This is a genomic window from Streptomyces sp. SudanB182_2057 (assembly GCF_964272715.1).
Lineage (GTDB): Bacteria > Actinomycetota > Actinomycetes > Streptomycetales > Streptomycetaceae > Streptomyces > Streptomyces rubradiris.
In genome coordinates this window covers 4,401,032-4,427,426 of the sequence record NZ_OZ186798.1, presented here as the reverse complement: position 1 = coordinate 4,427,426, position 26,395 = coordinate 4,401,032, and the positions used below count along the sequence as shown (strand labels likewise).

Sequence of the window (26,395 nt, the reverse complement as noted above, 5' to 3'; positions counted from 1 at the left end):
CTCCCGGCCCGTGGCGGCGCGCGTCCTGAGCGGAGGGCGCGCCCGCCGCGGGCCGGTCTCGTACGAGCAATTTTTGAGCCTTTTTCAGGGAGAAACGGGATGGGACTGACCGCGAAGATCCGTACGCGGGACGGGTGGGCCGTGTCGCACGCGGTCGTCACGGTGACCGACATGACCGGTACGCAGGTGCTGCGCGCCGAGGCGGATCACGAGGGAGCCGTACGGGACACCACCGAGCTGGCGCCGGGGGCGTACACCGTGATCGTCACGGCCGTCGGCTACGCGCCCGCGGCCTCCTCCGCGATCGTCACCGCCAGCGGCCGGGCCGAGGTCGGCACGGTCACGCTGGCCCGGCAGGGCGGCACCGAGCTGCCGCCGCCCGGACCCTGGACCATCGACCCGGCGCACTCCTCCGTCGCCGCGGTCGCCCAGCACCTGGGCATCTCCAGCGTGCACGGCCGGTTCACGGAGTTCGGCGGCACCATCGAGATCGCCCCCGACGACATCGCCAAGTCCCGGGTGGAGGCGGTGATCCGGGCGGCCTCCGTCGACACCGGCAACGGCATGCGCGACACGCACCTGCGCTCCGCGGACTTCCTGGACGTCGAACGGCACCCGGAGATCACCTACCGCTCCACGGGCCTGACCCAGGCCGGCTCCGACCGCTGGACCGTGCACGGCGAACTGTCCCTGCACGGCGTCGTACGACCGGTGGACCTGGACCTCGCCTACCTGGGCACCGGCGCCGACCCCTGGGGCGGCACCCGCGCCGCGTTCCGGGCCACCGCCGAACTGCGCCGCGAGGACTTCGCGATGAACTACAACCAGGTCCTCCAGGCGGGCATCGCCGCCATCGGCACCACCCTGAAGGTGGAGCTGGACATCCAGGCCGTGCAGGGCGACTCGCTCCCCCAGGCGTAGGCACAGCAGGGTCAGCCTAGGGCGCACCCGCTGCCCCTAGGCTGCCCCCATGGCACCGAACATCGCTACCAACACCCGTGTACCGCTGGACGAGCTGCTGGACTTCGTACGGCCCCGGCACCGGGCCCTGCTGATCACCCGCCGGTCCGACGGCTCCCCGCAGGCGTCCCCGCTGACCTGCGGGGTGGACGACTCCGGGCGGATCGTGGTCTCCACCTACCCGGAGCGGGCCAAGACGCGCAACGCCAAGCGGGACGAGCGGGTCAGCCTCGTCGTCCTCAGCGACGACTGGAACGGCCCCTGGGTGCAGATCGACGGCACGGCCGAGGTCATCGACGCCCCGGACTCCGTCGAGCCCCTGGTCGAGTACTACCGCAACATCGCGGGCGAGCACCCCGACTGGGACGAGTACCGGCAGGCCATGATCAAGCAGGGGAAGTCCATCATCCGGGTGACCCCGCGGCGGTGGGGGCCGGTGGCGACCGGCGGTTTCCCGGCGCGGCTCGTCCAGGAGGACTAGTCAGCCCCGGGCGACCATCGCCTCGATGCCGGCGACCAGCAGGTCCAGCGCGAACGTGAAGTCGCGGTCCAGCATCTCGGCCACCGTGTCGCCGCCGCGCGCCGCCATGATGTCCTTGGACTCCCCGATGATCTCGGCGGTCCCGGGGACCTCGTCCACCAGGGCCATGGACTGCTCGAAGTACTCCTCCGGGGACAGCCCGGTGTCCGCCACCCGGGTCAGGAAGTGGCTCTCGATCGTGCCGTAGCCGTAGACGAACTGGAAGACGGCCGAGATCGCCCCGGTCACCCCGTGCGCGGGCAGCCCCGCCCGGCGGACGACCCGCTGCACCGCGCGGGAGAACGCGAGCGAGTGCGGGCCGACGTTGAGGAAGCGCCCGGCCAGCGGCGACAGCCAGGGGTGGCGGACCAGCAGCTGCCGGTAGGCGGTGGCCAGCCTCCGCAGCTGCTCGCGCCAGTCCTCGCCGGTGTCGTCCGGGTCGGGCAGCCTCAGCTCGGCGTAGACCGCGTCCAGGGCGAGTTCGAGCAGGTCGTCCTTGGTGTCGACGTACCAGTACAGGGACATCGCGGTGACGTTCAGCTCGGCGGCCAGCCGGCGCATGGAGAACTTGGCGAGCCCCTCGGCGTCCAGCAGCCGCACCGACGTCCCGGTGATCCGCTCGCGGTCGAGCCCGGAGGGCTGCCCGCCGCGTCCCCCGCGCCGGGGCTTGCCCTCCAGCCAGACGCTGTCCCGCGCCGACCGGCCTGCCTGCTTCGTCACCGGCGCACCCTTCTCCCACTCGCTTCGCTTCCCAAGATGCTAGGACCGCGGCCACCGCACGCCGGCCCGGGCCGGGCCGTCACGCGGACACCCGCTCCGCCCGCCGCAGGAGACCGGCCGCCACGAACCCGCCGACCAGCACGGCGACGGCTCCCACCAGCTGACCCGTGCCCAGTCCGACGGACAGCGACTCGCCCGACGCCACGGAGGCGCTGAGCACGGCACCGAGGACGGCCACACCGAGACCGTTGCCGAACTCGGCCAGCGTGCCGTTGATGCCGGCGCCCACCCCCGCCTTCTCCGGCGGGATGGCGCTCATGATGGCGTGCGCCATCGCCGGGTTCGCCACCGCGCACCCCGCGCCGATCAGCAGCAGCCCGATCAGCGTCCCCGCGTAGCCACCGGAGTCCAGCTCCGCGATCGACACCAGGCCCGCGGACATGCACACCATGCCCAGCGCGATCGACGCCGGCGTGCCCAGCCGCGCCGCCCACTTCGCGGACAGCCCGCTGAAGTTGAGCGCCACCACCGTCAGCGCCAGCGGAGCGGTCCGCAGACCGGCCTCCAGCGGCTCGTAGCCGAGGACGAACTGGAGGTGCTGGGTCAGCAGGAACAGCGCGCCGCCCATGCCGAACACGATGAGCACGGCCCCGGCGACCGCGCCGGTGAACCGCCGGTCCCGGAAGAAGTGGATGTCGAGCATCGGCTCCTCGGTCCGGCTCTCCCACCAGGCGAAGGCGCCCAGCACCAGCACCGCGACGACCGCCGTGACCAGCACCCGCGCCGATGTCCACCCGTGGCCGGGCCCGGAGATGATCGCGTAGACGAGCGAGGCCATGCCGATGGTGGACAGCACCGCGCCGATCAGGTCCGGGCGGTCACCGCGCGGGTTCTTGGACTCGGGCACGAGGATCACCACCGCGACCACGGCCAGCGCCGCGACCGGCAGGTTGATCAGGAAGATGGCGCCCCACCAGAAGTGGTCGAGCACGAAGCCGCCTATCAGCGGGCCGCCGGCGAACCCGAGCGCGTTGACCGCGCTCCAGATGCCGATCGCCTTCGCCTGCTCCTCGGGCGCGAAGATCTGCATCGCCACGGCCAGCGTGGTGGTCATCAGCAGCGCGCCGCCTATGCCCATGCCGGCCCGCGCGGCGATCAACTGGGCGGTGCTGCCCGCGAGTCCGGCCACCAGCGAACCGGCGCCGAACAGGACGAGCCCGGTGATCAGCATCTTCTTGCGGCCGTAGCGGTCGGCGGCGCTGCCCGCGGTGAGCAGCAGGCCGGACTGGACCAGGGAGTACGCATTGATCATCCACTGGATGTCCGAGGTCGTCGCGTGCAGCTCGCGGGTGAGCGAGGGGATGGCCACGTTCAGGACGGTGTTGTCGAGCAGCACGGTGAGCTGCGCCAGACAGATGACGCCGAGGATCAGCCAGCGCTGGGGATGGCCTTGGGATGTGGGCATGCCGTACACCGTATAGCTGTGGCTATACGGTGTACAACACAATTTCCGGTCGGCCTCCGGACTCAGTCGGCCGCCTTCCGCGTCAGGTCGTAGAACGTCGCCGAGCCCACCGTCACCTTCGTGAAGGTGCTCTGCACCCAGGAGCTGATCCCGGAGGCGGTGCCGTCGCCGCCCATGCCTCCGCCCATGCCGCCGCCCGCGATGAAGTAGTGGATCCTGCCGTCCGCGACGTACTTCTTGAACTGGGCGAGCGTCGGGGACGGGTCGGTGCCGTTGAAGCCGCCGATCGCCATCACCGCCTCGCCCGTGGCCAGCTGGTAGCTCGCCGCGTTCTGCGAACCGATGGAGGCGGCCACCCAGGTGTAGTCAGCGGCGTCCTTCTCCAGCAGCTCCTTCGCCTCGGCCGGCACGTTCGCGCCGTTCAGCAGGCCGCCGACGCCGCCCGTGCCACCCTCACGGGTCCGGCCGCCACCGGGGAAGCCGTCGCCGTTCCGCGGGTCGCCGTTCTGCGGGTTCTGACCGGTGCCGTCCTGCTGGTTCTGACCTGGCATGCCGCCGGGGAAGCCGCCGCCGCCCGGGAAGCCGTTGCCGTTCTGCTGGCCCTGCTGACCCTGCTGGTTCTGCCGGCCCTGCCCGGGCGTGCCGCCGCCGAAGCCGCCGCGCGCGCCGTCACCGCCGGGGCCGCCCGGGCCGCCGCCCCGGCCGCCCATCATGCTCGCGCCCGCCGGGCCGGCCGTGACGATCGAACCGGTGTGGCCCTGCCGGACGGTGCTGAGCGTGTACGCGGCCGGTCCGGCCAGCGCGGCGACGAGGCCCACGGCCGCCGTCGCGCGGGCGAGCCGCCGGTCCAGCCGGCCGGCGAAGACCAGGCCGAGCGCCGCGGCCAGCCCGCCGACCAGCACCAGCCAGCGCAGCCAGGGCAGGTAGTCGGGGGTGCGGTGGAGCAGGACGTACCCCCAGGCCGCCGTCGCGACGAGGGACGCGGCGAGCGTGACGGCCGCCCACCCCTCGCGCCGCCGCTCCCACAGCAGCCCGGCGCCCATGCCGGTCACGGCCGCGAGGTAGGGGGCGAGGGCCACCGTGTAGTACTGGTGGAAGATGCCCGCCATGTAGCTGAACACCACCATGGTCGTCAGCAGCGATCCGCCCCAGACCAGGAACGAGGCACGGGTGACCGAGGTCCGGCGGGCCCCGCGCGTGGCCACCAGGCCGGCGGCGAGCAGGATCAGCGCGGTGGGCAGCAGCCAGGAGATCTGGCCGCCGATCTCAGAGTCGAACATCCGGTCCCAGCCGGTCTCGCCCCACCTTCCGCCGCCGCCCGGCCCGCCACCGCCGCCGACACTGCCGGTCTCCTCGCCGTTCAGCCGGCCGAGCCCGTTGTAGCCGAAGGTCAGCTCCAGGAAGCTGTTGTGCTGCGAACCGCCGATGTACGGGCGGGAGGAGGCCGGCCACAGCTCGACGGCCGCGACCCACCAGCCGCCCGAGACGACCAGCGCGAGCGTCGCCGCGGCCAGCTGGGCGAAGCGCTTGCGCAGCGGCACCGGGGCGCACACCGCGTAGACGACCGCCAGCGCCGGCAGGATCAGGAACGCCTGGAGCGTCTTGGCGAGGAACGCGAATCCGACCGCGGTCCCGGCCCACACCAGCCACTTGGTCCGGCCGTCCTCCAGGGCGCGGACGACGAGGTAGCAGGCCACCGACATCAGCAGGGCCAGCAGCGCGTCGGGGTTGTTGAAGCGGAACATCAGCGCCGCGACCGGGGTGAGCGCCAGCACCGTACCCGCGACCAGACCGGCCACCGGGCCGGACCGGCGGCGCACGGCCGCGTACACGACGGCGACGGTCGCCACGCCCATCAGCACCTCGGGCGCCAGAATGGCCCAGGAGTTCAGGCCGAACAGGCGCACGGACAGCGCCATCGGCCACAGCGCGGCCGGCGGCTTGTCGACGGTGATGGCGTTGCCCGCGTCCAGCGAGCCGAAGAAGAACGCCTTCCAGGACGTGCTGCCCGCCTGGACGGCCGCCGAGTAGAAGGAGTTGGCGTAGCCGGAGGCACCGAGGCCGTACAGGTAGAGCAGGAGGGTGGCGGCCAGCAGGACCAGCAGGGCCGGGCGTGCCCAGCGGGGGTCCTCGGGCCGGCCGCGCCACAGCCGCCGTACGAACGGCAGTCCCGGCCCGGCGGCGGGTTCCCCCGCGGTCGTGGCGCCGGGCGCGGTCGTCGGCGGGGCGTCATGGGTGGTCATCGGGTGTCCCCCGGGTCGGTGGAGTACGGACGCGCCGGCCGCGGGCGCGCGGTGGCGTCCGTGGTCTTGGTGGCGTGGAGGTGCGCGGTGGCCTCGGTGGCGTGGAGGTGGGTGGTGGCCTCGGTGCTGTGCGGGTGAGCGGTGGCCTCGGTGCCGTGCGGGTGGGCGGTGGCCTGGTGCGGCCACGTGTACGGGGACGGGGACGGGGCCGGCGCGGTGGCCGTCGGGGACGGGGCCGACGCGGTGGCCGTCGGGGACGGAGCGGGCGCGGGGGCCGCCGGGAGCGGGCCGGGCTCCGTCCGGTCCGGGAAGACCCAGGCGCGGAAGAGCAGGAACCGCAGCACGGTCGCCGCGAGGTTGGCGGCGATGAGCACCGCCAGTTCGGTGGAGTGCGCCGGGCTGTCGCCGGCCGCGTTCAGCGCGGCGAGCGAGCCGCTGGTCAGGACGAGGCCGATGCCGAAGACGACCAGGCCCTGCGCCTGGTGCCGGACCGCGCCGCCCCGGCCGCGCACCCCGAAGGTGAGCCGGCGGTTGGCGGCCGTGTTGGCGACGGCGGAGACCAGCAGCGCGAGCGCGTTGGCGGTCTGGGGGCCGACGGCCTGCCGGAAGGCGCTGTACAGCAACAGGTAGAACAGCGTGGACAGGCCGCCGACCACGCAGAAGCCGACGAGCTGGCGGGCCAGTCCGTGCGGCACGCCGGTCAGCTCGCGGTCGCGCGGATCGTCGCCGAAGGGCCGGGCCAGCCGGTCCAGCGGCAGCGAACCGGTGGCCAGGGCCTTGCCGACCCGCCACACACCCTTGAGATCCTCGGTGGCCGTCCTGACGATGTGCACGGTGGAGTCGGGGTCGTCCACCCAGTCGACCGGCACCTCGTGGATCCGCAGGCCCGCCCGCTCGGCGAGCACCAGCAGCTCGGTGTCGAAGAACCAGCCGGTGTCCTCCACCAGCGGCAGCAGCGCCTGGGCCACGTCCCGGCGGATCGCCTTGAAGCCGCACTGCGCGTCCGAGAAGCGGGCCTGGAGCGAACCGCGCAGGATCAGGTTGTAGGCCCGGCTGATGAACTCCCGCTTGGGGCCGCGTACGACCCGGGAGGCGCGGGCCAGCCGGGAGCCGATCGCCAGGTCCGAGTGGCCGGAGATCAGCGGCGCCACCAGCGGCAGCAGCGCGTTGAGGTCGGTGGACAGGTCGACGTCCATGTAGGCGAGGACCGGGGCGTCGGAGGCCGACCACACGGTCCGCAGCGCCCGTCCCCGGCCCTTCAGCTCCAGCCGTACGGTGCCCACCTCGGGGATCTCGGCCGCCAGCCGCGCCGCCACCAGGGGGGTGGTGTCCGTGGAGGCGTTGTCCGCGATGGTGATGCGGAAGGCGTACGGGAAGGTGCGCGCGAGGTGCTCGTGCAGCCGGCGCACGCACGGCGGGAGGTCCTTCTCCTCGTTGTAGACGGGGATCACTACGTCCAGGACAGGCGTACCGGCGTCTCCGGCCGGGAGGTGCTCCCGCGCCGGCAGGGTGCCGGGAGAAGAGTCGGTTCGCATGGCACCGACTCTTCTCAGGCCCCCTGTCGCGCCCGTGTGGTGGCGCTGTGCTGCGGCTGTGAGTGCGGTGGTGAGGGTGCGGCGGGGGAGCGGTGCGCTTCGAGCACGAGGGTGTCCAGGGCGGGCAGGCGCAGGGTGAACACCGTGCGGCCGGGCGCGCTGTCCACGGTCACGGCGCCCCCGTGCGCGACGGCCACGGCCTGCACGATGGCGAGCCCGAGGCCCGTGGACCCGGTGGCGCGGGTGCGCGCGGAGTCGCCCCGGGCGAACCGCTCGAAGACGTGCGGCAGCAGCGGCGCCGGGATGCCCGGCCCGTCGTCCTCCACGTCCACGCACGTCCACGGCCCGTGCCGGCGCACCCGTGCGGTGACGGTCGTACCGGGCGGGGTGTGCTTGCGGGCGTTGCCCAGCAGGTTGACCAGCACCTGCTGGATGCGGGCCGGGTCCGCCGAGACCGGGGCCGGGGCGTCGGGCAGGTCGAGCCGCCAGGTGTGGTCCGGGCCCGCCGCGCGGGAGTCGCTGACGGTGTCGACGACCAGCGGGACCAGATCGGTGTGCTCCCACTGGAGCGGGCGGCCGGCGTCGAGCCGGGCGAGCAGCAGCAGGTCCTCCACGAGCAGGGTCATCCGCCCGGCCTCGGACTCGATCCGGCCGAGGGCGTGCCGGGTGTCGGGCCCGATCTCCTCGTGTCCGCGCCGGGTGAGTTCGGCGTATCCGCGGATGGAGGCGAGCGGGGTGCGCAGCTCATGGCTGGCGTCGGCCACGAACCGGCGTACCCGTGTCTCGCTCTGCTGCCGGGCGTGCAGGGCGCCGTGGACGTGGTCGAGCATCCGGTTGAGCGCGGCGCCGACCCGGCCGACCTCCGTGTGCGGGTCGCACTCCGCCTCCGGCACCCGTTCGCTGAGGTTCACCTCGCCGGTGTGCAGGGGCAGTTCGGAGACCCGGGTGGCGGTGTCGGCGACCCTGCGCAGGGGGCGGGTGGCGACGCCGACGAGGACGTATCCGGCGATGGCGGCGGCGACGAGCCCGGCGGCGGTGACGCAGACCTCGACCAGGATCAGGGTGTTGATGTTGTCGTCGGTGTCCTTGGTGGGCAGCGCCACGTAGAAGGCGTCGGTGCCGTTCTGGCTCGCCATGTACCGCACGCGGTAGTCGCCGAGGCCCGGGATCCGTACGGTGTGCGCGGCGCCGTCCCGCGGCACCGTGCCGAGCGCCGTCTTCTGCGCACTGGTCAGGCTGTCGGCGCGGGACCGCTTGAAGAAGCCGTTGTCGTCGTTCTGCCGCCGGGCGACGGCCGCGCTGCCGATCGTGGCGCCGCGCACGTAGGCGGCGACGGCGCCGAACGGGGTCGGCCCCTTCGTCAGCAGGTTCTCCACCTTGGTGTCCGGGGTGGAGGCGGCGTCCGGCATGCGGGGCACCCCGGGGACGGCACCGCCGCCGGGTTCCGGATGCCCGGCCCCGCGCAGGGCGAACTCGGTGACCTTGCCGTCCAGTTGCTCGTACAGGTGCGAGCGCAGCGCCAGCGTGGTCACCGTGCCGATCACCGCGCACACCACCGCGATCAGCGTCACGGACGCGACGACGAGGCGTGTGCGCAGGGTGCGCGGCTGACCCGCCCGGCGCCGTCGGGGACCGGGCCGCCGCCGCCCGCTCACGACGCGGCGGGCTTGATCAGGTAACCGGCTCCCCGCCGCGTGTGGATCATCGGCTCGCGGCCGGCGTCGATCTTCCGCCGCAGGTAGGAGATGTACAGCTCCACGACGTTGGCCTGGCCGCCGAAGTCGTACGACCACACGCGGTCCAGGATCTGCGCCTTGCTGAGCACCCGCCGGGGGTTGCGCATGAGGAAGCGCAGCAGCTCGAACTCGGTGGCGGTGAGGTGGATGGACTCACCGTCGCGGAAGACCTCGTGGCTGTCCTCGTCCAGGGTCAGGTCGCCCACGACGAGCACGGAGTCGGACCGCCGGTCGGCGGCGCCCGCCCTGCGGATCAGCCCGCGCAGCCGGGCGACGACCTCCTCCAGGCTGAACGGCTTGGTGACGTAGTCGTCGCCGCCGGCGGTGAGCCCGGCGATACGGTCCTCCACCGCGTCCTTGGCGGTGAGGAAGAGCACGGGCACTTCCGGCAATTCACGCCGCAGCCGGCCGAGCACGGCCAAGCCGTCCATGTCCGGGAGCATCATGTCGAGCACGACGGCGTCGGGCCGGAACTCGCGGGCCGCCTGGACGGCCCCCTGCCCGTCGCCCGCGCTCCTGATCCGCCAGCCCTCGTAGCGCAGGGCCATGCTCAGCAGTTCGGTGATCGACAGCTCGTCGTCCACCACCAGCACGCGGACGGGGCTCCCGTCCGGCCTCAGCAGTTCGGTGCGCCCCTGGGGCGAGGTCGTGGTCATGCCGGCCACCCTGTCGGGGAGCTCTGAGAACACGCTTTCCGGAGTCTGTGATTTCTCTGAGAAACACCCGGGGCCGTCCGCCGGCCGCATCCAGTGGCGTCTCGCCGTCAGAACAGCCCGTCCGGCTCCCTGCCGAACTCCCGGACGGGGAAAGCGCATCCGGCCGCCGCCGGCTCGGCCGGCACCAGCTCCCAGCCCGTCATCAGCCGGGTGTCCAGGACGACGGCCCCGCGCCCGCCGACGGCCAGATGGAGATCGGGCCCGGCGACCGCGACCAGCTCCCCGCGCACGCTCCCGCCCGGCACCAGCTCCAGCACCTCGCCGAACGCCTCCGGAATCCCCGCGAGCCCGAACGCCTCCACGTGGTCCACGACGTGGCAGGGCTCGGGCCGCAACGACTCCGGCCACCCGGCGAGCGCGACGGCCCGCGCGTGCAGCTCCCGCAGCTCGGCGGCGCGCTCCGCCTCCGTGCCCGGCAGCGCCGACCGCACCGCCCGCTTCTCGGTGTACGGCACCCGGTCCGGCACGTGCAGCGCGGCCCGCAGCAGTTCCTCGGCGCGCCGCGCGGCCATCAGCGGCCCGGTACCGAGCCAGCTGAAACAGACGGCGCCCTGTTCGAGCAGCCGGGCCGGTCCCCGCTCCACGGCGGTGATCCCGGCCTTCACCATGCCCGGCCCGAACCAGGCCAGGTAGACCCGGTAGGGCCGGGGGTCGTCCGCGACCGTGTCGGCGGCCACCGAGTGCGCACGCGCCAGCCGCGCGCACTCCTCACACCGCCCGCCCGTACTCCGCCCCGACACGACGGCCCGCACCGCGCACTCGTTCCCCCGCACCCCGGCACACCCCCGCACACCCCCCTCCGGCACACCGAAGGCGATCCACTTCCCCCGGGTCAGCGCACTACCCCGCCCACCACCCCACACCAACACCGCCCCATCCCCCGACCACCGAATCCCCGAACATCTCCAGACCTGTGCCATCAGGGGCGAGGGTAAGGGGTGGGTCGGACAACCCCAGGCCCCTGGCCAGCTGTGGGATTTCTCGGCGGCCTGCTGCTGAGCCTCGCAGTGGCGGAATCCTGGTTCTGGCTCACCTTCGCCGGCTTCGTGCTCATGACCGCCGTCTACGCCGTGAAGGGAGTCCACGGGCTTCGCACTCGCCGGCGCCACACGGCCTGATCAACCCCAACCGCCCGTGGTGCCGGCACTGACGCTCGCGACGGCCGTGCCGGCTCTCGCTGCTGTACGCCCCTGAAACGCAAGAGGCCCCGGAGTAATCCGGGGCCTCTCATCTGTGTGCACTCGGCAGGATTCGAACCTGCAACCTTCTGATCCGTAGCTCTACACAGATCGGTCACGGACGGTCATACAGGTCTCGCATCGGCCGCTCGGAGACGATACGGAGTGGAGCCGGTTGATGTGGTTGCTGTACCCGGCTCTTGTGCAGCAGAATCCTGGCGGGGGCTGGGGGTGGCGCGTGGAACGGGAACTACTCGAACGGCTGCTGGTTGGCGACGACGAGGCATCCGTGGCCGCTCTGGCTGCGCTCCGCTGCGGTGGTTCCTACGTAATCTGGGACGGGACTCCGGCTGCTGAGTCGCTCGCCCATATCTATGCACGTCGGCTGCGGCACACCCGCCGCCGAGGCATCGAGACCACGAACCTGGCACACGCCGTGGATCTGCTCGGCCGGCATCAGCACCCGGTCCGCCTAGGGCAGATCAGGGCTGCTGATAGCGCATGGACGTTCATGCTGTTTCTCACCGAGGACGGCAGCAGGCTGATCGCGTGCACCGGTGTTCGGCGGCCCCACGTCTGAACCGCAGCCGCCGAACGTCAGCCACGACGGCGGGGGGGGGCGATCGCCCAGGCGCGCGTATGTCTCGCTGCACCCCCACCGGGCTCAGTCATGCTGCTGATGCTGTCGACCAGGGCAAGCTGCGACAGCAGGTACGTGACCACGGCGCCGGAGACCTCAGCTTGGTGAGCTGAGGTGATCTACGAAGGTTGCCCAGCTGACCTGGACAGAAGCATTGCCAGCACCTGCCCGCTTTCCGGGTTGATACCCGGTGTTCCTCCTGGTTCCCCGCACGATCTGGCACGGGTCTGGCACGCCGGTGACAGCCATTGGTTACAGGACGCCCCGATCGCATACCGCCTGCGTAGTCAGCCCAGGATCCCAAGCAGGCGAAAGAACGGATCCGAGGACAGGGGGAGGCTTGGCATGTTATGTATGTGAGTTCACGCGATCTGCGGGTGGGGAGAAGACGTGCTTCTTAGTGACCTGGCTAAGCTTTGCGGCATGCAAGAGTCCTGGATCGGTTTGATCTCAGACTCAAAAGGCGTACGAGAGGAACGCAAGCCGAAGGAAAACTATGTCATTCCTGAGGTTCGCGTTACGTATGACAGCGGCCCGGTGACTCCCTCTCTTATTTTGATCACGGCGCCAGCTGCCGTAGGAAAAACAACAGCAGCACGCTACCTGAGTAACACACTTAAGGCGCCCATCGTCGACCTTTCGACACTTCACGTAGGAAGCAACGCCCTCGAAGGGGCGTTGTGGAAATCAATGGGCCCAGCAAGAGCTGGGAACTTCGTCGAGGAAATGAGGGATGGGCGCGCGACGCTGATCATTGACGCTCTAGACGAAGCGGAGATCCGCTCCGGCCAAGCGAACTTCCAGGCCTTTCTTCGGGACGTGGCCGAAACCGCATCCGATATGTCGGGTAGCCCTGCAATGATAATGCTCTCCCGCGCTGAAAGCGCGCGGTCCTTGACCGAACTATTCAAGGAACGAAATCTCCAATACTCTCACTTCGAGATTCTTCCTTTCGGACGTACCCAAGCTGAAACATACTTGGATGCTCGCATGGTCGAGGTGTACGCAGCTTCGGGGAAAGAAGCTGTACACCGGCGTTACCTTGCTCCCTATGAAAAAGCTCGCGATACCTTGTTTTCTCTTTTGGCTTCTGTCATCTCTAACGGAAGCTCAGATATCTGGGCAGACCCATCTGTCCGAGACTTTCTCGGATATGCACCGGTCTTGGACGTCGCTGCAGAATTCCTAGCGGTGGATAACTTCACAACGCTGCATCGAGACTTCTCGTCATCAGGAGCGGCAGAGGGAACAGCGCATTGGCATCTAGTCGCGCAAGTGATTGACCACCTCCTGGTTCGAGAACAAGATAAGTTTGTAACTCAGTTCATTGAAACTATAGAGTTCGAATCATTTGGGGATCTTCGACTGTCGGCTGCCCTGTACGCCCCCGAAGAGCAGTGCACACGCCTCCTTGACTATGTAGAAAACATTCCAACATCGGTAGAGTTGCCAGCTCATCTGCCTGAGCGCCTGCGGGAGCCCTACGAAGCGGCTGTTACAGCGCAACTGGTAAACCACCCCTTTTTGCGCGGTTCTGAGTGGTTCAACGTAATCTTTCGCGATTACGTGACGGCACGATCTCTAGCGAGTGTCACGACCGCAGGTGACGCTGGGGCGTCAATTCGGAGTCGGCTGCTCTCTTCTGAGTGGAAGCATTCGCCGATGTTTGCTTATTTCACGCATGCTCTTACGCAAATTAAGGGCGTTTCTATCAGCACTTGCCACTCTGAGCTATTCGGGGCCCTCTACGAATCCTTCAAGTCGATGTGTGTTGCAGGTGACACCCTGCATTTTACTGCAGGAAGGACTGGCAACAGACTTTTTGCATCTTATGCCGTATCGTCAAAGCCGCAAGGCGAGCTACTTCTTACCATGGGACCCCTCGGCTTTGCGTCGTACGAGGGCAGCCTGACCCTGACGTTTCCGCGCGAGTTGAGTAACGCGGAGATTTACGAGGTGCCGGAGGTCGTACTCGGAGGCGAAGGAAGCTCCTTCAAATTCGGGCCGAACGTCTACGTCGCCTGCCGCGACCTGCTCGTCGTGGCTAAAGACGTCCAGGTGTTTGGCACGGGGAATGAGGCCGAAATGCCGGTCCTGCTGAACGTTTCCAATCTCATCAGCGAGAATGTGAAGATTCGGGTCGAGTCAGCGCAACTTCACGTGCTATGCGATGACTTGTATTACCCCTGGACGCAATATCAGAAGAAGCTGAACCCTTCCAAGCTGCACTCGAATGCCCGCGAGGCGTCAGCCCTGTATCTGGAATTGCGGCGCATTGTGTTGCGCTTCAAAGACGCAAAAAAGGGGGAAGCCGCCCTCTTTCAGCCATTCGTTGACAACCTTATTGTTGGTGAGAATCGGCGGGCGCGTACTGCACTCGACTTTCTGCAAAGCATTGGCTGTGTGGAGGTGCGAAACAGCATGTATCTGCTCGACCTCGCGGAGTTTGCCAAGCTGGGGATTTCGCGACCTCAACTTCGAGAGCTTGAGATGTCTGAGGCCGTGGTAGCTCTCAGTCAGAGGCTCGTCGAATTCGCGTCGCGAAAAGGGAGGTAGCGTTAGGGTTAAGTGGTCTCCCTGTGTGGAATAAGTCGGGCCCTGCTGTCTCATAGCGCAACAGAGCCCGCAATCCACGCCTTATAGCTGAGTCGCCTTACTTTGCGACTGTTGTGCCGTTCTTGGCTAGCTCGTCAAGTTCACCCGGCACCTCAAAGAGGTTTCGCAAAAGCTGAGTAGTGAAGCGAAGTGCCCGCCCTGCCGTTTCTTGGTCCACTCGTTCATCGCTCGCATGAGCGCCCACATTTCCGATGGATCTGATGTGATGCAGGAGTGGCCCGAATGATTGCGTGACATGACCGTCGGCGATCAGCTTTTCGATACTCTTCATGAGGATCTTCTCTCTGATCTCGTAGTGAGCCGCAGCGGCTTCCAGCGTGCGCCTGAGTTGGACGGCGGCGGCGTCTGGCACGCCAACGCGAAGCACGAGTAGAGCATCGTTGTAGTAGCGTGCTACGTCCTCTGGCAGGTGGCTTATGTCTGTTTTGGCGTGAGAGGAGGTCGGCACTACCTCGTACGCTTTGGTGTCGTCGCTGTCGGGGGCGCCGTGACGCACCAGAACAGCGTTTCCGCATGCTGGGCATCCGAGCGTCGCCCAAAACTTACGCTCACCCCACTTGTCAACCACTTGCTGGTCGACGTTGATGGTTGTCAGCCGGGTATTCGTGAGACCACACCACGGGCAGTCTCGGAAGGAGTATCGTTCGTCCCAAGGCATGAGAAGAGACTAGCCAAGTGGCGAGAGCCGGAGAGTCTTTTTCGAAAGATCGATGGAGCTGCTTTGGCTCAAGTGATCATGGCCCCGTAAGCTTCCGGCGCCTCGGGCAGTCTGTGGAACTGCCCGGTAAAGCACGACGTTGGGGCCGTGATCTGTGAGACTCGCGCCTAAGTGGCTGCCTAAAGCCGTGGAGCCGACCGCCCCAGCCACGACGTACCCCTTTTCTGACGTCAGGCGGCTAATTGCTGTGCCGCGCGGCACGGGCGCCGGCCGGGCTGGAACGGGGCGGAGACAGGAGCGCAGGCCCGGCCGGGGGCCGTGCCGCGCGCGGTGAGCCGAGCGGGGCCTGGGACACCGCGCACGGCTCTGACCGCAGAAGGGCTCGCCGTCCTCCACCGGGAAACCAAGACCGAGGAGGACGACTTCCTTCCCCTCCCGGCGCTGTGCCTCAAGGCCCTCCGCATGCGGCGGGCTCAGCAGAGCGGTGACCGGAAGGCGGCCGGTGAGCTGTGGCAGGACACGCGCGGGCTGGTCTTCACCACGAAGTACGGCACCCCGATCGAGCCGGGGAACCTCACCCGGATCTTCGCGCTGCGGGATCGCCGCGCCGGCGTCCGCGTCATCCCGCTCCGGAACACCCGCCACACGTGCAGCTCGCTCCTGGTCGCGCTCAAGGTCCATCCGAAGATCGCCCAGCGGATTCTCCGGCACTCCCAGATCGCCATGACGATGGAGGTCTACGCCGAAGCCAGCGAGGAAGAGGTGCGAGCCGCACTCGGCAAGCTGTCCGATGCCATGGGCGGCGCCGGCTGACGCGGTTGCTGTACTTCGCTGCTGTACGCCCCTGAAACGCAAGAGGCCCCGGATTTCTCCGGGGCCTCTCATCTGTGTGCACTCGGCAGGATTCGAACCTGCAACCTTCTGATCCGTAGTCAGATGCTCTATCCGTTAAGCTACGAGTGCTTGTTCTTTTGTTTTGCCTTCGCTCCCGGTCCTTTCGGCCCGCTCGCGGCGACAGGAAGAACATTACATGACTGCCGCCGTCATGTGAAATCCGATCCCCTCACCCCCTCTGACCTGCGGAAACGTCCAGGGGCGTCCCACGGGGAGGGAAGTCGGGAACGACGAAGCCCCGGTCCTGGGGACCGGGGCTTCGGTTGGGAGCGGAGGCGGAGGGATTTGAACCCTCGATGGGCTTTAAGGCCCAAACCGCATTAGCAGTGCGGCGCCATAGACCGGACTAGGCGACGCCTCCAGCACAACCGCTCACGCGAGCGCGCGAGTGGTGCGTGCAGATGATGACACAGGCGAGTGCCCTGTCACCAATCGCCCCCCACGGTACTAGGCAGGCGGGCCGCAGGGCAAAGGGCTTCCTGGCCGACGCGGCGCAACGTCCCGGCCGGTCCCGCGTTGACAGGGCATGGTCTCTGTCTCGCCGGTCCTGCCGGTCCCGTCGGTCACGTCGGTCACGTCGGTCACGTTGGTCCCGTCGGTCACGGCGCGGTGTCGCCGCCGCGTCCTCGCGTCCCTCGCCGTCGCCGCCTGCCTCCTCCCCCTCACCGCCGTACCCGCCGCCGCGGCCGGCGCCATGCCACCGCCGGTCCGGCCCGAGGACCGCGCGTCCGGCGCCATGCCACCCCCCGTCCGGCCCGAGGACCAGGGTGATCACCTCACCGTCGTGGTCCGGCACGCCGGTGTCGGGCGGGACGGGAGGTACGACCTGTACTGCCACCCCGAGGCCGGCCGGCACCCGGACCCCGCCGGGGCCTGCCGGGTGCTCGACGAGAACACGCGGTGGGGCCGGGACCCCTTCGCGCCGGTCGCCCCCGGCACCGTCTGCACCATGGTCCACGGCGGCCCGGCCACCGCCCGGATCACCGGCACCTGGGCCGGACGCCCGGTCGACGCCACCTACGACCGCGAGGACGGGTGCCGGATCGCGCGGTGGGACCACATGGTGCCCCTGCTGCCGCGGGTCGGCGCCCCCGCCCAGGTCGGGCCACAGGGCGGCGCATCGGCCTGGTCCCGGCCGGTCAACGGCGGCCTGGTCCGGAGCGAGCCATGGACCGGCGGTCCCGTCCGGGCCGAGCCGCGTACTGGCGGTCCCGCCTAGGTCGACAGCCGCGGATCGGCAACCACGCCCAGGCCGAACCACGCACCGGCGTGTCGGCCTCGCGCGCGGCGTGAGACGGCGGTTCCGTCCACGCCTGACCGCACACCGGCGGTCCCGTCCAGGCCGGTCAGCAGACCGGTGGCGCCCGCTGGGCCAAGCCAGGGATCGGCGGGCCGGGCGGTGGGCGTGACGTGCGGGTTCTACGGGCGCGCCGGTTCCGTGGAGGACCCGGGCAGGTATCGCGGAGCGGGGGTATCGGTCATGCGTTCGCCGTCACTTCCTCGTGGGACCTCGCCACCGTCCGGCGCCGCGAGCACGACCCGTTCCCCTAGACTCCCTCGCGTGACACGTCGCGGGCCCCTTGGCAAGATGGCCCGAGCGGTCGGCAAGGTGCGGTAACAGGGAGGAAGGCGTCTCGTGAGCAGCAGGCCATCCCGAGGCGCTGCTCGCCTCGCAGCCATACTCGACGCGCTGCCGGACGCGTTGGTCCTGGTCAACGCCAACGGAACCGTCGTCAACGCCAACACCATCGCGCTGGAGGCCTTCGAGACGCCCGGCACGGCCCTCGTCGGCCGCGGGCTGCTCGATCTGCTGCCGCAGTTCGACTCGCGGCTCATCCCCGGCTCGATGCGGCGGCCCGACCACATGGCCCCGCAGGGGCGGACCAAGCCCACCCGGATGGTCGCGCGGCGCACCGACGGGACCGAGTTCCCGGTCGAGGTCACCAGCGCGAACCTGGAGAACGGGCAGCAGGCGTACGACGGTTACGGCTACACCGGCGACGAGCTGCTGATGATCGTGGTCCGGGATCTGTCCGGGACCGTCGACACCGAGGCGGAGCTGGCCCGCTCGCAGCGGCAGACCGAGATGATCCTGCGGGCGGCCGCGGAAGGTGTCGTGGGCACCGACACCGACGGGCGGATCGTGCTGGTCAACCCGGCCGCCGCCCAGATACTGGGATACCGGGCCGGTGAGCTGGGCGGCAAGGAGCTGCACACCCTCGTACTGCACTCGCGTGCCGACGGTTCGCCCTTCCCGTACGAGGAGTCGCCGCTCGCCGACACCCTGCGCTCCGGCCGCAAGCACCGGGTGCGCGGCCAGGTGCTGTGGTCCAAGGGCGACCAGCAGGTGCCGGTCGACCTGACCACCGCGCCGGTGCGCGACGGCGACCAGCTCGTCGGCGCCGTGATGACCTTCACCGACCGCCGGCCGTACGACGCCGTGGTGGAGGAGAAGGCCGCGCTGGAGAAGGCGCACGCCGACGAGCTGGAGCGGCTCTCCGAGGAACACGCCTCCGACCTGACCGCGCTGCGCCAGCGGCACGTCGCCGAGGTCGAGGAGCTGCTCGAGAAGCACGCGGAGGAACTGGCGGCCGGCGAGGAGCGGTACGCGGCGCTGGCCGAGCGGGAGAAGGACCGGTACGAGGCCCTCGCCGGGCGGCACGAGCAGTTGCTGACCCTGCTCGGGCAGTCGCTGCGCGGGCCGCTGGACGAGCTGCGGCGCGAGCTGTCCGCGCTGGCGGCCGACGACGCCGGCCAGCTGTGGCCCGAGGCCAACCAGGTCCTGCACCACCTGTCCGCCGGGTACTCCCGGATCACCACCCTCATCGACAACGTCCTCGGCTACCAGCGGCTGGACGCGGGCACCGAGGACATCACCCGTACGAAGGTGATGCTGGACGCCGTCGTCGCCGCCGGTGTGGACGGGGCCGTGGAGCTGATCGGGCCGGGTCGGGTGCAGTTCGCCGTGCACGCGCCGCCCATCGAGGCCGAGGTCGACCCGCGGCGGCTCGCCGTCGCGCTCGCGCACCTCGTCGCGGACGTCGCCGGGGTCGACGCCACCGGCAACACGCCCGTGTCGGCGGGCGGTTACCTGGACAACACCGTCGTGGTCGCCGCCGCCCAGCGCGGCGAGGTCGCGCGGATCGAGGTACGCGGGCCGTACGCCGGGGGAGACCCGGTGCACGAGCCGATCGTGCGCGGGATCGTGCGCGCCCACGGGGGCGTGCTCCAGACGCACGAGGTGCCGGGCATGAGCGGCAGCGCGTACGTCCTCGAAGTGCCCCTCGGAGGCGGTGCGGGCGCGATCGCCCCGCAGGTGCCGGACGCCACCGGCGCGCGGATCCCGGATGTCACCGGCGCGCGCGTCGCGGGTGCCGTGGCCGGTGGGCCGCTGCCGGTCGCCGTCGCCGGTGCGCCGCTGCCGGACGCCGTGCCCGGTGGAGCGCTGCCGGACGTCGTGGCCGGTACGCCGCTGCCGGACGCCGGTGAGGTCGCCGGGGACGACCCCGGCGCGGCCGAGCAGGGCGTCGGGGGCGGTCGGCGGCGGGCCCGGCGGTCCTCCACGGACGCCTTCCTGGAGAGTGACCTGGCCGGTGCCGGTGACACCGGTGAGTTCGAGGCGCCGGCCCCGACCGGCCGACGCCGGCGGCGGGCCGCCGCGCCCGCCGGGGAGACCGGCCCGGTTCCGGCCGAGGGCGCGGAGAGCGCGTCCGGCGGGACCGGACGGCGCCGTGCCCGCCCGGCCGACGGTACGGACGCCGGTGAGGGCCGGCGCGAGAGCGGCGGCGTGGCCGAAGGAGCCGTCGTGACCTCGGCCGAGCAGAGCGCGGGGGCCGCCGCCTCGGGTACGGGGCTGGGCGGCACCGTACCGCCGCAGGGCGTGCCCGCGGGTACGGGCCGACGGGCCCGCCACGAGGTCGAGGCCGCACCGCAGGCAGCCCTGCCGCCCGCCCTTCCCGCGGCGGAAGCCGGGGCCGGATCCGGTGCCGGGGTGGCGCCGGGTGCGCGGGCCGTTCCCGCCCAGGGCGGCCCGGTGGTTCCGGCCCAGGGTGGTCAGGCGGGTGGCGCCCAGGGAGGCGAGGCAGTCGCCGCCGAGGGCGCGCAGCCGGGCGGGCGGCGCCGGCGGGCGCTGGCCGCCGCGGCGGAGCGCGCGGCGGCGCAGGAGGCGAGCGGCCCGCGTACGGTGTTCGCCCTGCCCCCGGCCGACGCCGACCGGACCCCCGAGGCCCCCGAGATCCAGGGGGCCCATGAGGACGAGGGGACCCACGAGTCTCCGGTCCCGGCGAGTGGTACGACTCCGGCTCCGGGCGCGGGTACGGCCGTACCGGTGGCTCCGGGTGCCGACGCGAGTGCCGCCGTACCGGTGGCTCCCGGTGCCGGTGCGCCCGTCGCTCCGGGTGCCGGGGACGCCGAGGGCGGTCGGCCGCGCGTTCCCGGTGCCGGACCGCTGCCCGGTCAGGCCCAGTTGCCCGGTCAGGTGCAGCTGCCCGCCCAGATGCCGGTGACCGTCGAGGGGCTGTCCGGTGTCGACGGGCGGCACGACGCCGTACCGCTCGACCAGGCCGAGGACCACACCCCGCCGCAGCCGCACCCCACCAGCGCGCCGACCGGTCGTCGGCGCCGGGCCGTGGCGCAGCCCGCCGAGGCCGCCCAGGCGGTGGCACCAGGGGCCGTACCGGGCCAGGCCAGGCCCCTGCCGGTGCCGGGCGCTCCCGGCCAGGCACCGCAGGGAACCGCCGCCGCACCGCCGGTTCCCGGTCAGCACGCCCCCGCGCCCGGCGTTCCGGCCCAGGGCGCGGCCGCGCAGGGCACGATCGGGCAGGGCATCCCCCTCCAGGGCGGTCCCGTGGCTCCCGGCGCCCAGCCCGGCGCCGCCGTACCCGCCCAGGGCACGCCCGGACAGCCCACGCCCGCTTCAGCGGCACCCGCCCCGACGGCACCGGCCTCGGCCACGCCGCCCCAGGGCACGCCCGCCCAAGGCACACCCGCCCAGGGTGCCGCCGGGCAGTCCGCGCCCGCGCGGGCGCCGCAGGCTCCGGCCGCCGCGCAGCCGGGCACCCCGCCCGCCGGTACCCCGGTGGCGGGCCCGGGCCCGCTGCCGTTGCCCGCCGAGGCCGCGCCCGGTCAGGCGCCGGGGGCGCAGCCCGCGCCGGTGCCGCCCGTCGGCGGCACCGCGCCCGGCGCCCCGCCGCAGTGGCCGGGTGCCGGCGACACGGCGGGCGCGGGAACCCCGCTCCCGGTCCAGGGCCCCACGCCCCCCGCCACACCGGCCCAGGGCACCCCGGCCACCGGCACGCCCCTTCCCACCGGACCCAGCACGTCCGCCGCTCCCGCCACCGGCCAGGGCGGCCAACCGCCGCGGGCCGCACAGCCGTTGCCCGCCGAGGCCGCGGGCGGCGGACCGGTCGACCCGGACTCCACGCAGGGGCGGTCGATCTCCGTGCGGACGCTCGGTCAGGGCGTACCGTTCGCCCGGCAGGCCGCGCAGGCGCAGCAGCCGACGGCGACCCCGCCGCCGCACGCGCCCGGCGGTTCCGGCCGCCGGCGCAAGCTGGGCACGCCCCCGGACCCGGCCACCCGCCAGGAGGCCCGGCCGGACCAGGGCGCCCGGCCGCACCCGGCGTCCGAGCCGGTGCCCGGGCACCCGGCACCCGTAGGCCGGCCCCCGGCGCCGCAGCCCGCACCGGCCGGTCAGCCGCCCGTGCCGGGGCGGCCGGCCCCGGGCACCGAGGGGGCCGGGCGGTCGTACGCCATCGGCGCCCCGGAGCCCGACGCCGCCGAGGGACCGGAGCCGCTGGACGGTCCGGGCGGTGCCGTGGAGGTGGCGGACACCCCGCGCCCGCAGCCGATGGACGACGAGCTGCCCCCGGAGCCGCTGGACAACCCGCGGCGGCTGCTGGTGTGGCCCGCGCCGGACGTGACGACCCAGCAGGCGCTCAGCGACCGCGGTTACCGGCCGGTCATCGTGCACTCGCGCGAGGAGGTCGACGCGCAGATCGCGGCCTTCCCCGCCGCGCTCTTCGTGGACCCGCTGACCGGGCCCATCACCCGCACGGCCCTGCAGTCGCTGCGTCAGGCCGCCGTGGCGGCCGAGGTGCCGGTGCTGGTCACGGCCGGGCTCGGGCAGGCGTCGCGCGAGGCGGCGTACGGCGCCGATCCCGCCGTACTGCTGAAGGCGCTGGCGCCCCGGGACAGCGAGCAGCATCCGCCGCGGGTGCTGCTCATCGAGGAGCACCCGGAGATCGCGCTGGCGCTGACGACGACGCTGGAGCGGCGCGGGATGCAGGTGGCGCGGGCCGCGAGCGACAACGACGCGGTGACGCTGGCGGCGCAGTTCCGGCCCAACCTGGTGGTGATGGACCTGATGCAGGTGCACCGCCGCCGGGCCGGGATCGTGGACTGGCTGCGCGCGAACGGGCAGCTCAACCGCACCCCGCTGGTCGTCTACACCGCCGCCGTCGACCAGGCCGACCGGCCCCGGCTGGCCTCCGGCGAGACCGTGCTCTTCCTCGCCGAACGGTCCACCAGCACCGAGGTGCAGAGCAGGATCGTCGACCTGCTGGCCCGGATCGGCACCAACTAGGGACCGACGGCCGCCACCGGGGTCCGCCGGGCCGAACGGCACCCGTTCGAGCGCCGGCTCGGCCACGGACCGGCCGCCGCGCCCCGCCCGGCCCGGCGGCCGACCACCGAACCGGGAACGGCCGCCGCCCGGACGGACGCGGGCTAGCGTGCGACCAGCCTGCGGGCCGCCTCCTTGATGGAGGCCCGCAGGCGGTCCTGGTCTCCGTCCCCCCTGCCCGTCAGGATGCGCCGCATCTGCGGGAGCGCCGAGGACCAGTTCGTCAGCGAGATCAGCAGGATCAGCAGGTCGCCGGCCGGGATGGCGTCCGTGATGACACCCCGTTCCTGGGCGTCCCGGATCTGGTCGACCTTGCGGGCGTAGTGGTCCTGGCGGGCCTCCTCGTCGGGCAGTTCGGCGGTGCCGTACTCCATGCCCTCCCAGAAGAGCAGGCGCAGCAGCTCGGGGTGGGTGGCGTGGTAGTCGAGGAGGCGGTCCACCCAGCCGTCGACGTCGTCGGGGTCGACGGGCACGGCCGAGGCCAGGTCCACCATGCACCTGCCGAGGACCTGGGTGAACAGCTCCGCCTTGTTGCCGAAGTAGGCGTAGATCAGCTGCTTGTTGGCCTTGGCCGCGGCGGCGATGCGGTCGATGCGGGCGCCCGCGATGCCGTGCCGGGAGAACTCGGCGACCGCCGCCTCGAAGATCCGGGCCTTGGTGGCCTCGGGGTCCCTCACTGTTGCCATGGGGACAGGGTAGGCGGCCGGGAGCCGGTAACCAACTGTTTGGTTGACGGGAATGCGGGCGACGGTGCACGCTGTTGACGTCTGTCAACCAACCAGTTAGTTGTGCGAGCCGGCTCTAAGGAGAAGCTCCCCTCATGCCGTCAGCCACCACCACCCACCAGGCATCGCCCGTCCGGGACCCCGCCCGTGCGCGACCGGCCTCCGGCACCGCCTTCCTCCTGCTCATCGCCGTCTGCACCGCCGTCACGGCCGCCAACATCTACCTCGCGGCCCCGCTGCTCCCGCTGATCTCCCACGACTTCGGCACCACCCCGTCGGCCGTCGCCTGGATCGCCTCGGTGGCCCAGCTCGGTTACGCCGCCGGCCTGCTCTTCTTCGCGCCGCTCGGCGACCGCGTCAACCGCCGCCCGCTCGTCGCCTGGCTCTCCGTCGCCACCACGGTCGCGCTGCTCGCCGCTGCCGTGGCACCGGGCACCGCGGCCCTGGCCGCCGCCGTCTTCGTCGCCGCCGCGGCGACCGTCATCCCCCAGCTGCTGGTCCCGCTGGTGGCGGCCCGCGCCCCGGCCGACCGGCGGGCCCGGCATGTCGCCGCCGTCATCGCCGGGCTGTTCACCGGCATCGTCGCGGCCCGGGTGCTCGGCGGTCTCGCCGGGCAGGGCCTCGGCTGGCGCTGGGTGTTCGCCGGGTCCGCCGTCCTCACCCTCGCCCTGGGGCTGGCCACCGCGCTGGCCCTGCCGTCGGACCGGCCGGCGCGGCGGGGCGGGCTGTTCTCCGGCATAGCCGAGCTGCCGGGGCTGCTGCGCCGCTCGCCCGAGCTGCGGCGGTCCTGCGTCCGGCAGGCGGGGATGTTCGGCGCCTGGAGCGCCCTGTGGACCTCGCTGTCCCTGCTGCTGACCGGGCCGGCGTACGACCTGTCCACCGCGATCGCCGGGCTCTTCGGCCTCTTCGGGCTGACCGCCAGCGTGGTGGCGCCGCTGGCGGGCGGCCTGGTGGACCGGTTCGGCGCGGCGCGGGTCGTCGGCACCGCGTTCGTGCTGGCCGCCGTGGCCGTACCGCTGTTCTGGCTCGGCGGGCACGTGCTGCCGGCGCTGTTCGCCGCCGCGATCGCGATCCACGCGGCGCTGGTCGCCTCCCATGTGGCCAACCAGACCGTGGCCCTGACCACGACCACCGAACCGGCCACCGCCAACACGGCCTACGTCGTCTCGGGCTTCGCCGGCGGCGCCCTCGCCTCGGCCGCCGCGGGTCCCGCCTTCGGGCACTGGGGCTGGGCCGGGGTGTGCGCGGTGGCGGGCGTGTGGCTGGTGCTGGGCTGGGTGACGACGATGCGGACCGGCCGGCGCTGACGCCGAGACCGGCGACCGAGACCGGCGACCGGGGCCGGGGCCCACCGAGCGTGCGGGCCCCGGCCCCGGCCTCGTTCAGGAGGGGACGCTTCGTACCGCCGCCGTCGTCACGGCCGGAGCGCCCGTACCGCCACCGCCGTCACAGGCGGGTGACCTCCAGTTCCCCCTCCGCGTACTGCCGGCGCAGCACCTTCTTGTCGAACTTGCCCACGCTCGTCTTCGGCACCGACTCCACGATGGTCCAGCGCTCGGGCAGCTGCCAGCGGGCGATCCGGACCTCCTCCGCGAGGAAGGTGCGCAGGGCCTGGAAGTCGGCGCTCGCGCCGGGCCGCAGGACGACCGTGGCCAGCGGGCGCTCGCCCCACTTGTCGTCGGGTACGGCGACCACGGCGGCCTCGGCGACGTCCGGGTGGGACATCAGCGCGTTCTCCAGCTCGACCGAGGAGATCCATTCGCCGCCGGACTTGATGACGTCCTTGGCGCGGTCGGTGAGGGTGAGGTAGCCGTCGGGGGAGATGGTGCCGACGTCCCCGGTCTTCAGCCAGCCGTCGGCGCTGAACTTGTCGCCGGGACGCAGGGGTTCGGCGTCGGGCCCGTTGTAGTAGGCGCCCGCGATCCAGGGGCCGCGCACCTCCAGCTCGCCGGCCGACTCGCCGTCCCAGGGCAGGTGCGAGCCGTCGGGGCCGGTGAGGCGGGCCTCGACGCCCGCCGGGAAGCGGCCCTGGGTGACGCGGTAGCGGAACTCCTCGTCGGTGCCGACCGCGTGGGCCGGCGGACGGGCCACCGTGCCCAGCGGGGAGGTCTCCGTCATGCCCCAGGCGTGGCAGACCCGCATGCCCAGCTTGTCGAAGGCCGCCATCAGGGACGGCGGGCAGGCGGCGCCGCCGATGGTGACCTGGGTGAGGGAGGAGACGTCCCGCGGCCGCGCGGTGAGTTCACCGAGCAGGCCCTGCCAGATGGTCGGGACGGCCGCCGCGTGGGTGGGCCGCTCGGACTCGATCATCCCGGCGAGCGGGGCCGGCTGGAGGAAGCGGTCCGGCATCAGCAGGTTCACGCCGGTCATGAAGGTGGCGTGCGGCAGGCCCCACGCGTTCACATGGAACTGCGGGACCACCACCAGGGAGGTGTCCTGGTCGGTCAGGCCCATCGACTGGGCCATGTTGACCTGCATGGAGTGCAGGTAGACCGAACGGTGGCTGTAGACCACGCCCTTGGGGTCGCCGGTCGTGCCGGAGGTGTAGCACATGGCGGCGGCCTGGCGTTCGTCCAGCTCGGGCCAGTCGTAGTGGTCGGGCCGGCCGGCGATCAGCTCCTCGTACTCGTGCACCCGGGCGGTGGCGCCCGCCAGCGGGGCACGGTCGCCGGGGCCGGAGACGACGATGTGCTTGACCGTCGGCAGGTGCGGAAGCAGCGGCGCGAGCAGGGGGATCAGCGAGCCGTTGACGATGACGACCTTGTCGGCCGCGTGGTTGACGATCCACACCAACTGCTCGGCGGGCAGCCGCAGGTTGAGCGTGTGCAGCACCGCGCCCATGGACGGCACGGCGAAGTACGCCTCGACGTGCTCGGCGTTGTTCCACATGAGCGTGGCGACCCGGTCGTCGCCGGTCACGCCCAGCTCGTCCCGCAGGGCGTGCGCCAGCCGGGCGGCGCGGGCCCCGATCTCGGCGAAGGTGCGCCGGTGCGGCTCGGGCTCCCCGGTCCAGGTGGTCACCCGCGACGATCCGTGGACCGTCGACCCGTGGGTCAGGATCCTGGAGATCAGCAGCGGTACGTCCTGCATGGTGCTCAGCACGGAGTCCTCCCGGGCGACATTGCCTACGCGGTGGTAGAGGTTGCGCTGATTCTGCGCGCATACCA

At 71.7% G+C, this 26,395-nt stretch carries 16 protein-coding genes, 2 tRNA genes and 2 pseudogenes; 8 read left to right on the top strand and 12 right to left on the bottom strand.

Annotated elements, in window-relative coordinates:
* The first annotated feature begins 99 nt into the window (after positions 1-99).
* Together ACSURM_RS19300 and ACSURM_RS19295 are read left to right on the top strand one after the other, a co-directional pair.
* A complete protein-coding gene (locus ACSURM_RS19300; protein WP_030786095.1) occupies positions 100-921 on the top strand; it encodes a YceI family protein in 822 nt (273 codons plus the stop codon).
* Positions 922-970: 49 nt separating this feature from the next.
* Positions 971-1,441 (top strand): PPOX class F420-dependent oxidoreductase, encoded by a 471-nt coding sequence (locus ACSURM_RS19295; protein WP_189994731.1) that lies wholly within the window; start codon positions 971-973, stop codon positions 1,439-1,441.
* Here the strand turns inward: ACSURM_RS19295 and ACSURM_RS19290 are convergent, their stop codons facing one another.
* The 7 genes from ACSURM_RS19290 to ACSURM_RS19260 form a co-directional block, all read right to left on the bottom strand.
* Entirely contained in the window at positions 1,442-2,200 is a 759-nt protein-coding gene (locus ACSURM_RS19290) for a TetR/AcrR family transcriptional regulator (RefSeq protein ID WP_436956596.1), read from the bottom strand.
* 79 nt (positions 2,201-2,279) lie between these two features.
* Complete coding sequence (locus ACSURM_RS19285; protein WP_436956594.1) at positions 2,280-3,665, bottom strand: MFS transporter; 1,386 nt, start codon at positions 3,663-3,665, stop codon at positions 2,280-2,282.
* Positions 3,666-3,727: 62 nt separating this feature from the next.
* On the bottom strand, positions 3,728-5,908 hold the full coding sequence (locus ACSURM_RS19280; RefSeq protein WP_436956593.1) for an ArnT family glycosyltransferase: 2,181 nt from the start codon (positions 5,906-5,908) through the stop codon (positions 3,728-3,730).
* Positions 5,905-7,443, bottom strand: a complete 1,539-nt coding sequence (locus ACSURM_RS19275) for a glycosyltransferase (protein WP_436956591.1) — start codon at positions 7,441-7,443, stop codon at positions 5,905-5,907. Before ACSURM_RS19275 ends, ACSURM_RS19280 begins: the two co-directional genes overlap by 4 nt.
* A gap of 14 nt (positions 7,444-7,457) precedes the next feature.
* Positions 7,458-9,098 carry an ATP-binding protein gene (locus tag ACSURM_RS19270; protein ID WP_436956590.1) on the bottom strand — a complete coding sequence of 547 codons (1,641 nt, stop codon included), beginning with the start codon at positions 9,096-9,098 and terminating at the stop codon, positions 7,458-7,460.
* Positions 9,095-9,835: a response regulator transcription factor gene (locus ACSURM_RS19265; RefSeq protein ID WP_436956589.1), complete on the bottom strand. Its 741-nt coding sequence runs from the start codon at positions 9,833-9,835 to the stop codon at positions 9,095-9,097. Before ACSURM_RS19265 ends, ACSURM_RS19270 begins: the two co-directional genes overlap by 4 nt.
* Before the next feature lie 107 nt (positions 9,836-9,942).
* Positions 9,943-10,815: a DUF2797 domain-containing protein gene (locus tag ACSURM_RS19260; protein WP_436956588.1), complete on the bottom strand. Its 873-nt coding sequence runs from the start codon at positions 10,813-10,815 to the stop codon at positions 9,943-9,945.
* Positions 10,816-11,251: 436 nt separating this feature from the next.
* Between ACSURM_RS19260 and ACSURM_RS19255 the strand changes: the two genes are divergently transcribed.
* Positions 11,252-11,653, top strand: coding sequence for a hypothetical protein (locus tag ACSURM_RS19255; protein WP_436956587.1), 402 nt, complete (start codon positions 11,252-11,254; stop codon positions 11,651-11,653).
* Between the two features lie 483 nt (positions 11,654-12,136).
* Positions 12,137-14,269, top strand: a complete 2,133-nt coding sequence (locus ACSURM_RS19250; RefSeq protein ID WP_436956586.1) for a hypothetical protein — start codon at positions 12,137-12,139, stop codon at positions 14,267-14,269.
* A gap of 97 nt (positions 14,270-14,366) precedes the next feature.
* Here the strand turns inward: ACSURM_RS19250 and ACSURM_RS19245 are convergent, their stop codons facing one another.
* Positions 14,367-14,987, bottom strand: a complete 621-nt coding sequence (locus ACSURM_RS19245; protein WP_436956584.1) for a DUF4145 domain-containing protein — start codon at positions 14,985-14,987, stop codon at positions 14,367-14,369.
* Between the two features lie 378 nt (positions 14,988-15,365).
* Between ACSURM_RS19245 and ACSURM_RS19240 the strand changes: the two are divergent.
* Positions 15,366-15,800: pseudogene (locus ACSURM_RS19240) on the top strand (tyrosine-type recombinase/integrase); the annotation flags it as partial.
* Positions 15,801-15,877: 77 nt separating this feature from the next.
* Here the strand turns inward: ACSURM_RS19240 and ACSURM_RS19235 are convergent.
* Positions 15,878-15,950, bottom strand: a tRNA-Arg gene (locus tag ACSURM_RS19235).
* A gap of 201 nt (positions 15,951-16,151) precedes the next feature.
* Positions 16,152-16,242: transfer RNA gene (locus ACSURM_RS19230), tRNA-Ser, on the bottom strand.
* 333 nt (positions 16,243-16,575) lie between these two features.
* Between ACSURM_RS19230 and ACSURM_RS19225 the strand changes: the two are divergent.
* Positions 16,576-16,974, top strand: a pseudogene (locus ACSURM_RS19225) (SSI family serine proteinase inhibitor); the annotation flags it as partial.
* A 543-nt stretch (positions 16,975-17,517) separates the two neighbouring features.
* On the top strand, positions 17,518-22,464 hold the full coding sequence (locus tag ACSURM_RS19220) for a PAS domain-containing protein (RefSeq protein WP_436956582.1): 4,947 nt from the start codon (positions 17,518-17,520) through the stop codon (positions 22,462-22,464).
* A 143-nt stretch (positions 22,465-22,607) separates the two neighbouring features.
* Here the strand turns inward: ACSURM_RS19220 and ACSURM_RS19215 are convergent, their stop codons facing one another.
* Entirely contained in the window at positions 22,608-23,189 is a 582-nt protein-coding gene (locus ACSURM_RS19215; protein ID WP_436956581.1) for a TetR family transcriptional regulator, read from the bottom strand.
* 134 nt (positions 23,190-23,323) lie between these two features.
* Here ACSURM_RS19215 and ACSURM_RS19210 point away from each other — a divergent pair, with 134 nt between their 5' ends.
* Positions 23,324-24,535: an MFS transporter gene (locus tag ACSURM_RS19210; protein WP_436956579.1), complete on the top strand. Its 1,212-nt coding sequence runs from the start codon at positions 23,324-23,326 to the stop codon at positions 24,533-24,535.
* A 139-nt stretch (positions 24,536-24,674) separates the two neighbouring features.
* On the opposite strand, the gene ACSURM_RS19205 is transcribed toward ACSURM_RS19210, so the two are convergent.
* Positions 24,675-26,330 (bottom strand): long-chain fatty acid--CoA ligase, encoded by a 1,656-nt coding sequence (locus ACSURM_RS19205; RefSeq protein WP_436956577.1) that lies wholly within the window; start codon positions 26,328-26,330, stop codon positions 24,675-24,677.
* Positions 26,331-26,395 lie beyond the last annotated feature (65 nt).

What these genes read in the sequence shown, in the direction of transcription:
- ACSURM_RS19275 (WP_436956591.1), bottom strand. Translation starts at nt 7,443, where the DNA reads ATGCGAACCGACTCTTCTCCCGGCACCCTGCCGGCGCGGGAGCACCTC.
- ACSURM_RS19295 (WP_189994731.1), top strand. Translation starts at nt 971, where the DNA reads ATGGCACCGAACATCGCTACCAACACCCGTGTACCGCTGGACGAGCTG.
- ACSURM_RS19265 (WP_436956589.1), bottom strand. Translation starts at nt 9,835, where the DNA reads ATGACCACGACCTCGCCCCAGGGGCGCACCGAACTGCTGAGGCCGGAC.
- ACSURM_RS19250 (WP_436956586.1), top strand. Translation starts at nt 12,137, where the DNA reads ATGCAAGAGTCCTGGATCGGTTTGATCTCAGACTCAAAAGGCGTACGA.
- ACSURM_RS19210 (WP_436956579.1), top strand. Translation starts at nt 23,324, where the DNA reads ATGCCGTCAGCCACCACCACCCACCAGGCATCGCCCGTCCGGGACCCC.
- ACSURM_RS19280 (WP_436956593.1), bottom strand. Translation starts at nt 5,908, where the DNA reads ATGACCACCCATGACGCCCCGCCGACGACCGCGCCCGGCGCCACGACC.
- ACSURM_RS19255 (WP_436956587.1), top strand. Translation starts at nt 11,252, where the DNA reads ATGTGGTTGCTGTACCCGGCTCTTGTGCAGCAGAATCCTGGCGGGGGC.
- ACSURM_RS19215 (WP_436956581.1), bottom strand. Translation starts at nt 23,189, where the DNA reads ATGGCAACAGTGAGGGACCCCGAGGCCACCAAGGCCCGGATCTTCGAG.
- ACSURM_RS19300 (WP_030786095.1), top strand. Translation starts at nt 100, where the DNA reads ATGGGACTGACCGCGAAGATCCGTACGCGGGACGGGTGGGCCGTGTCG.
- ACSURM_RS19245 (WP_436956584.1), bottom strand. Translation starts at nt 14,987, where the DNA reads ATGCCTTGGGACGAACGATACTCCTTCCGAGACTGCCCGTGGTGTGGT.
- ACSURM_RS19285 (WP_436956594.1), bottom strand. Translation starts at nt 3,665, where the DNA reads ATGCCCACATCCCAAGGCCATCCCCAGCGCTGGCTGATCCTCGGCGTC.
- ACSURM_RS19260 (WP_436956588.1), bottom strand. Translation starts at nt 10,815, where the DNA reads ATGGCACAGGTCTGGAGATGTTCGGGGATTCGGTGGTCGGGGGATGGG.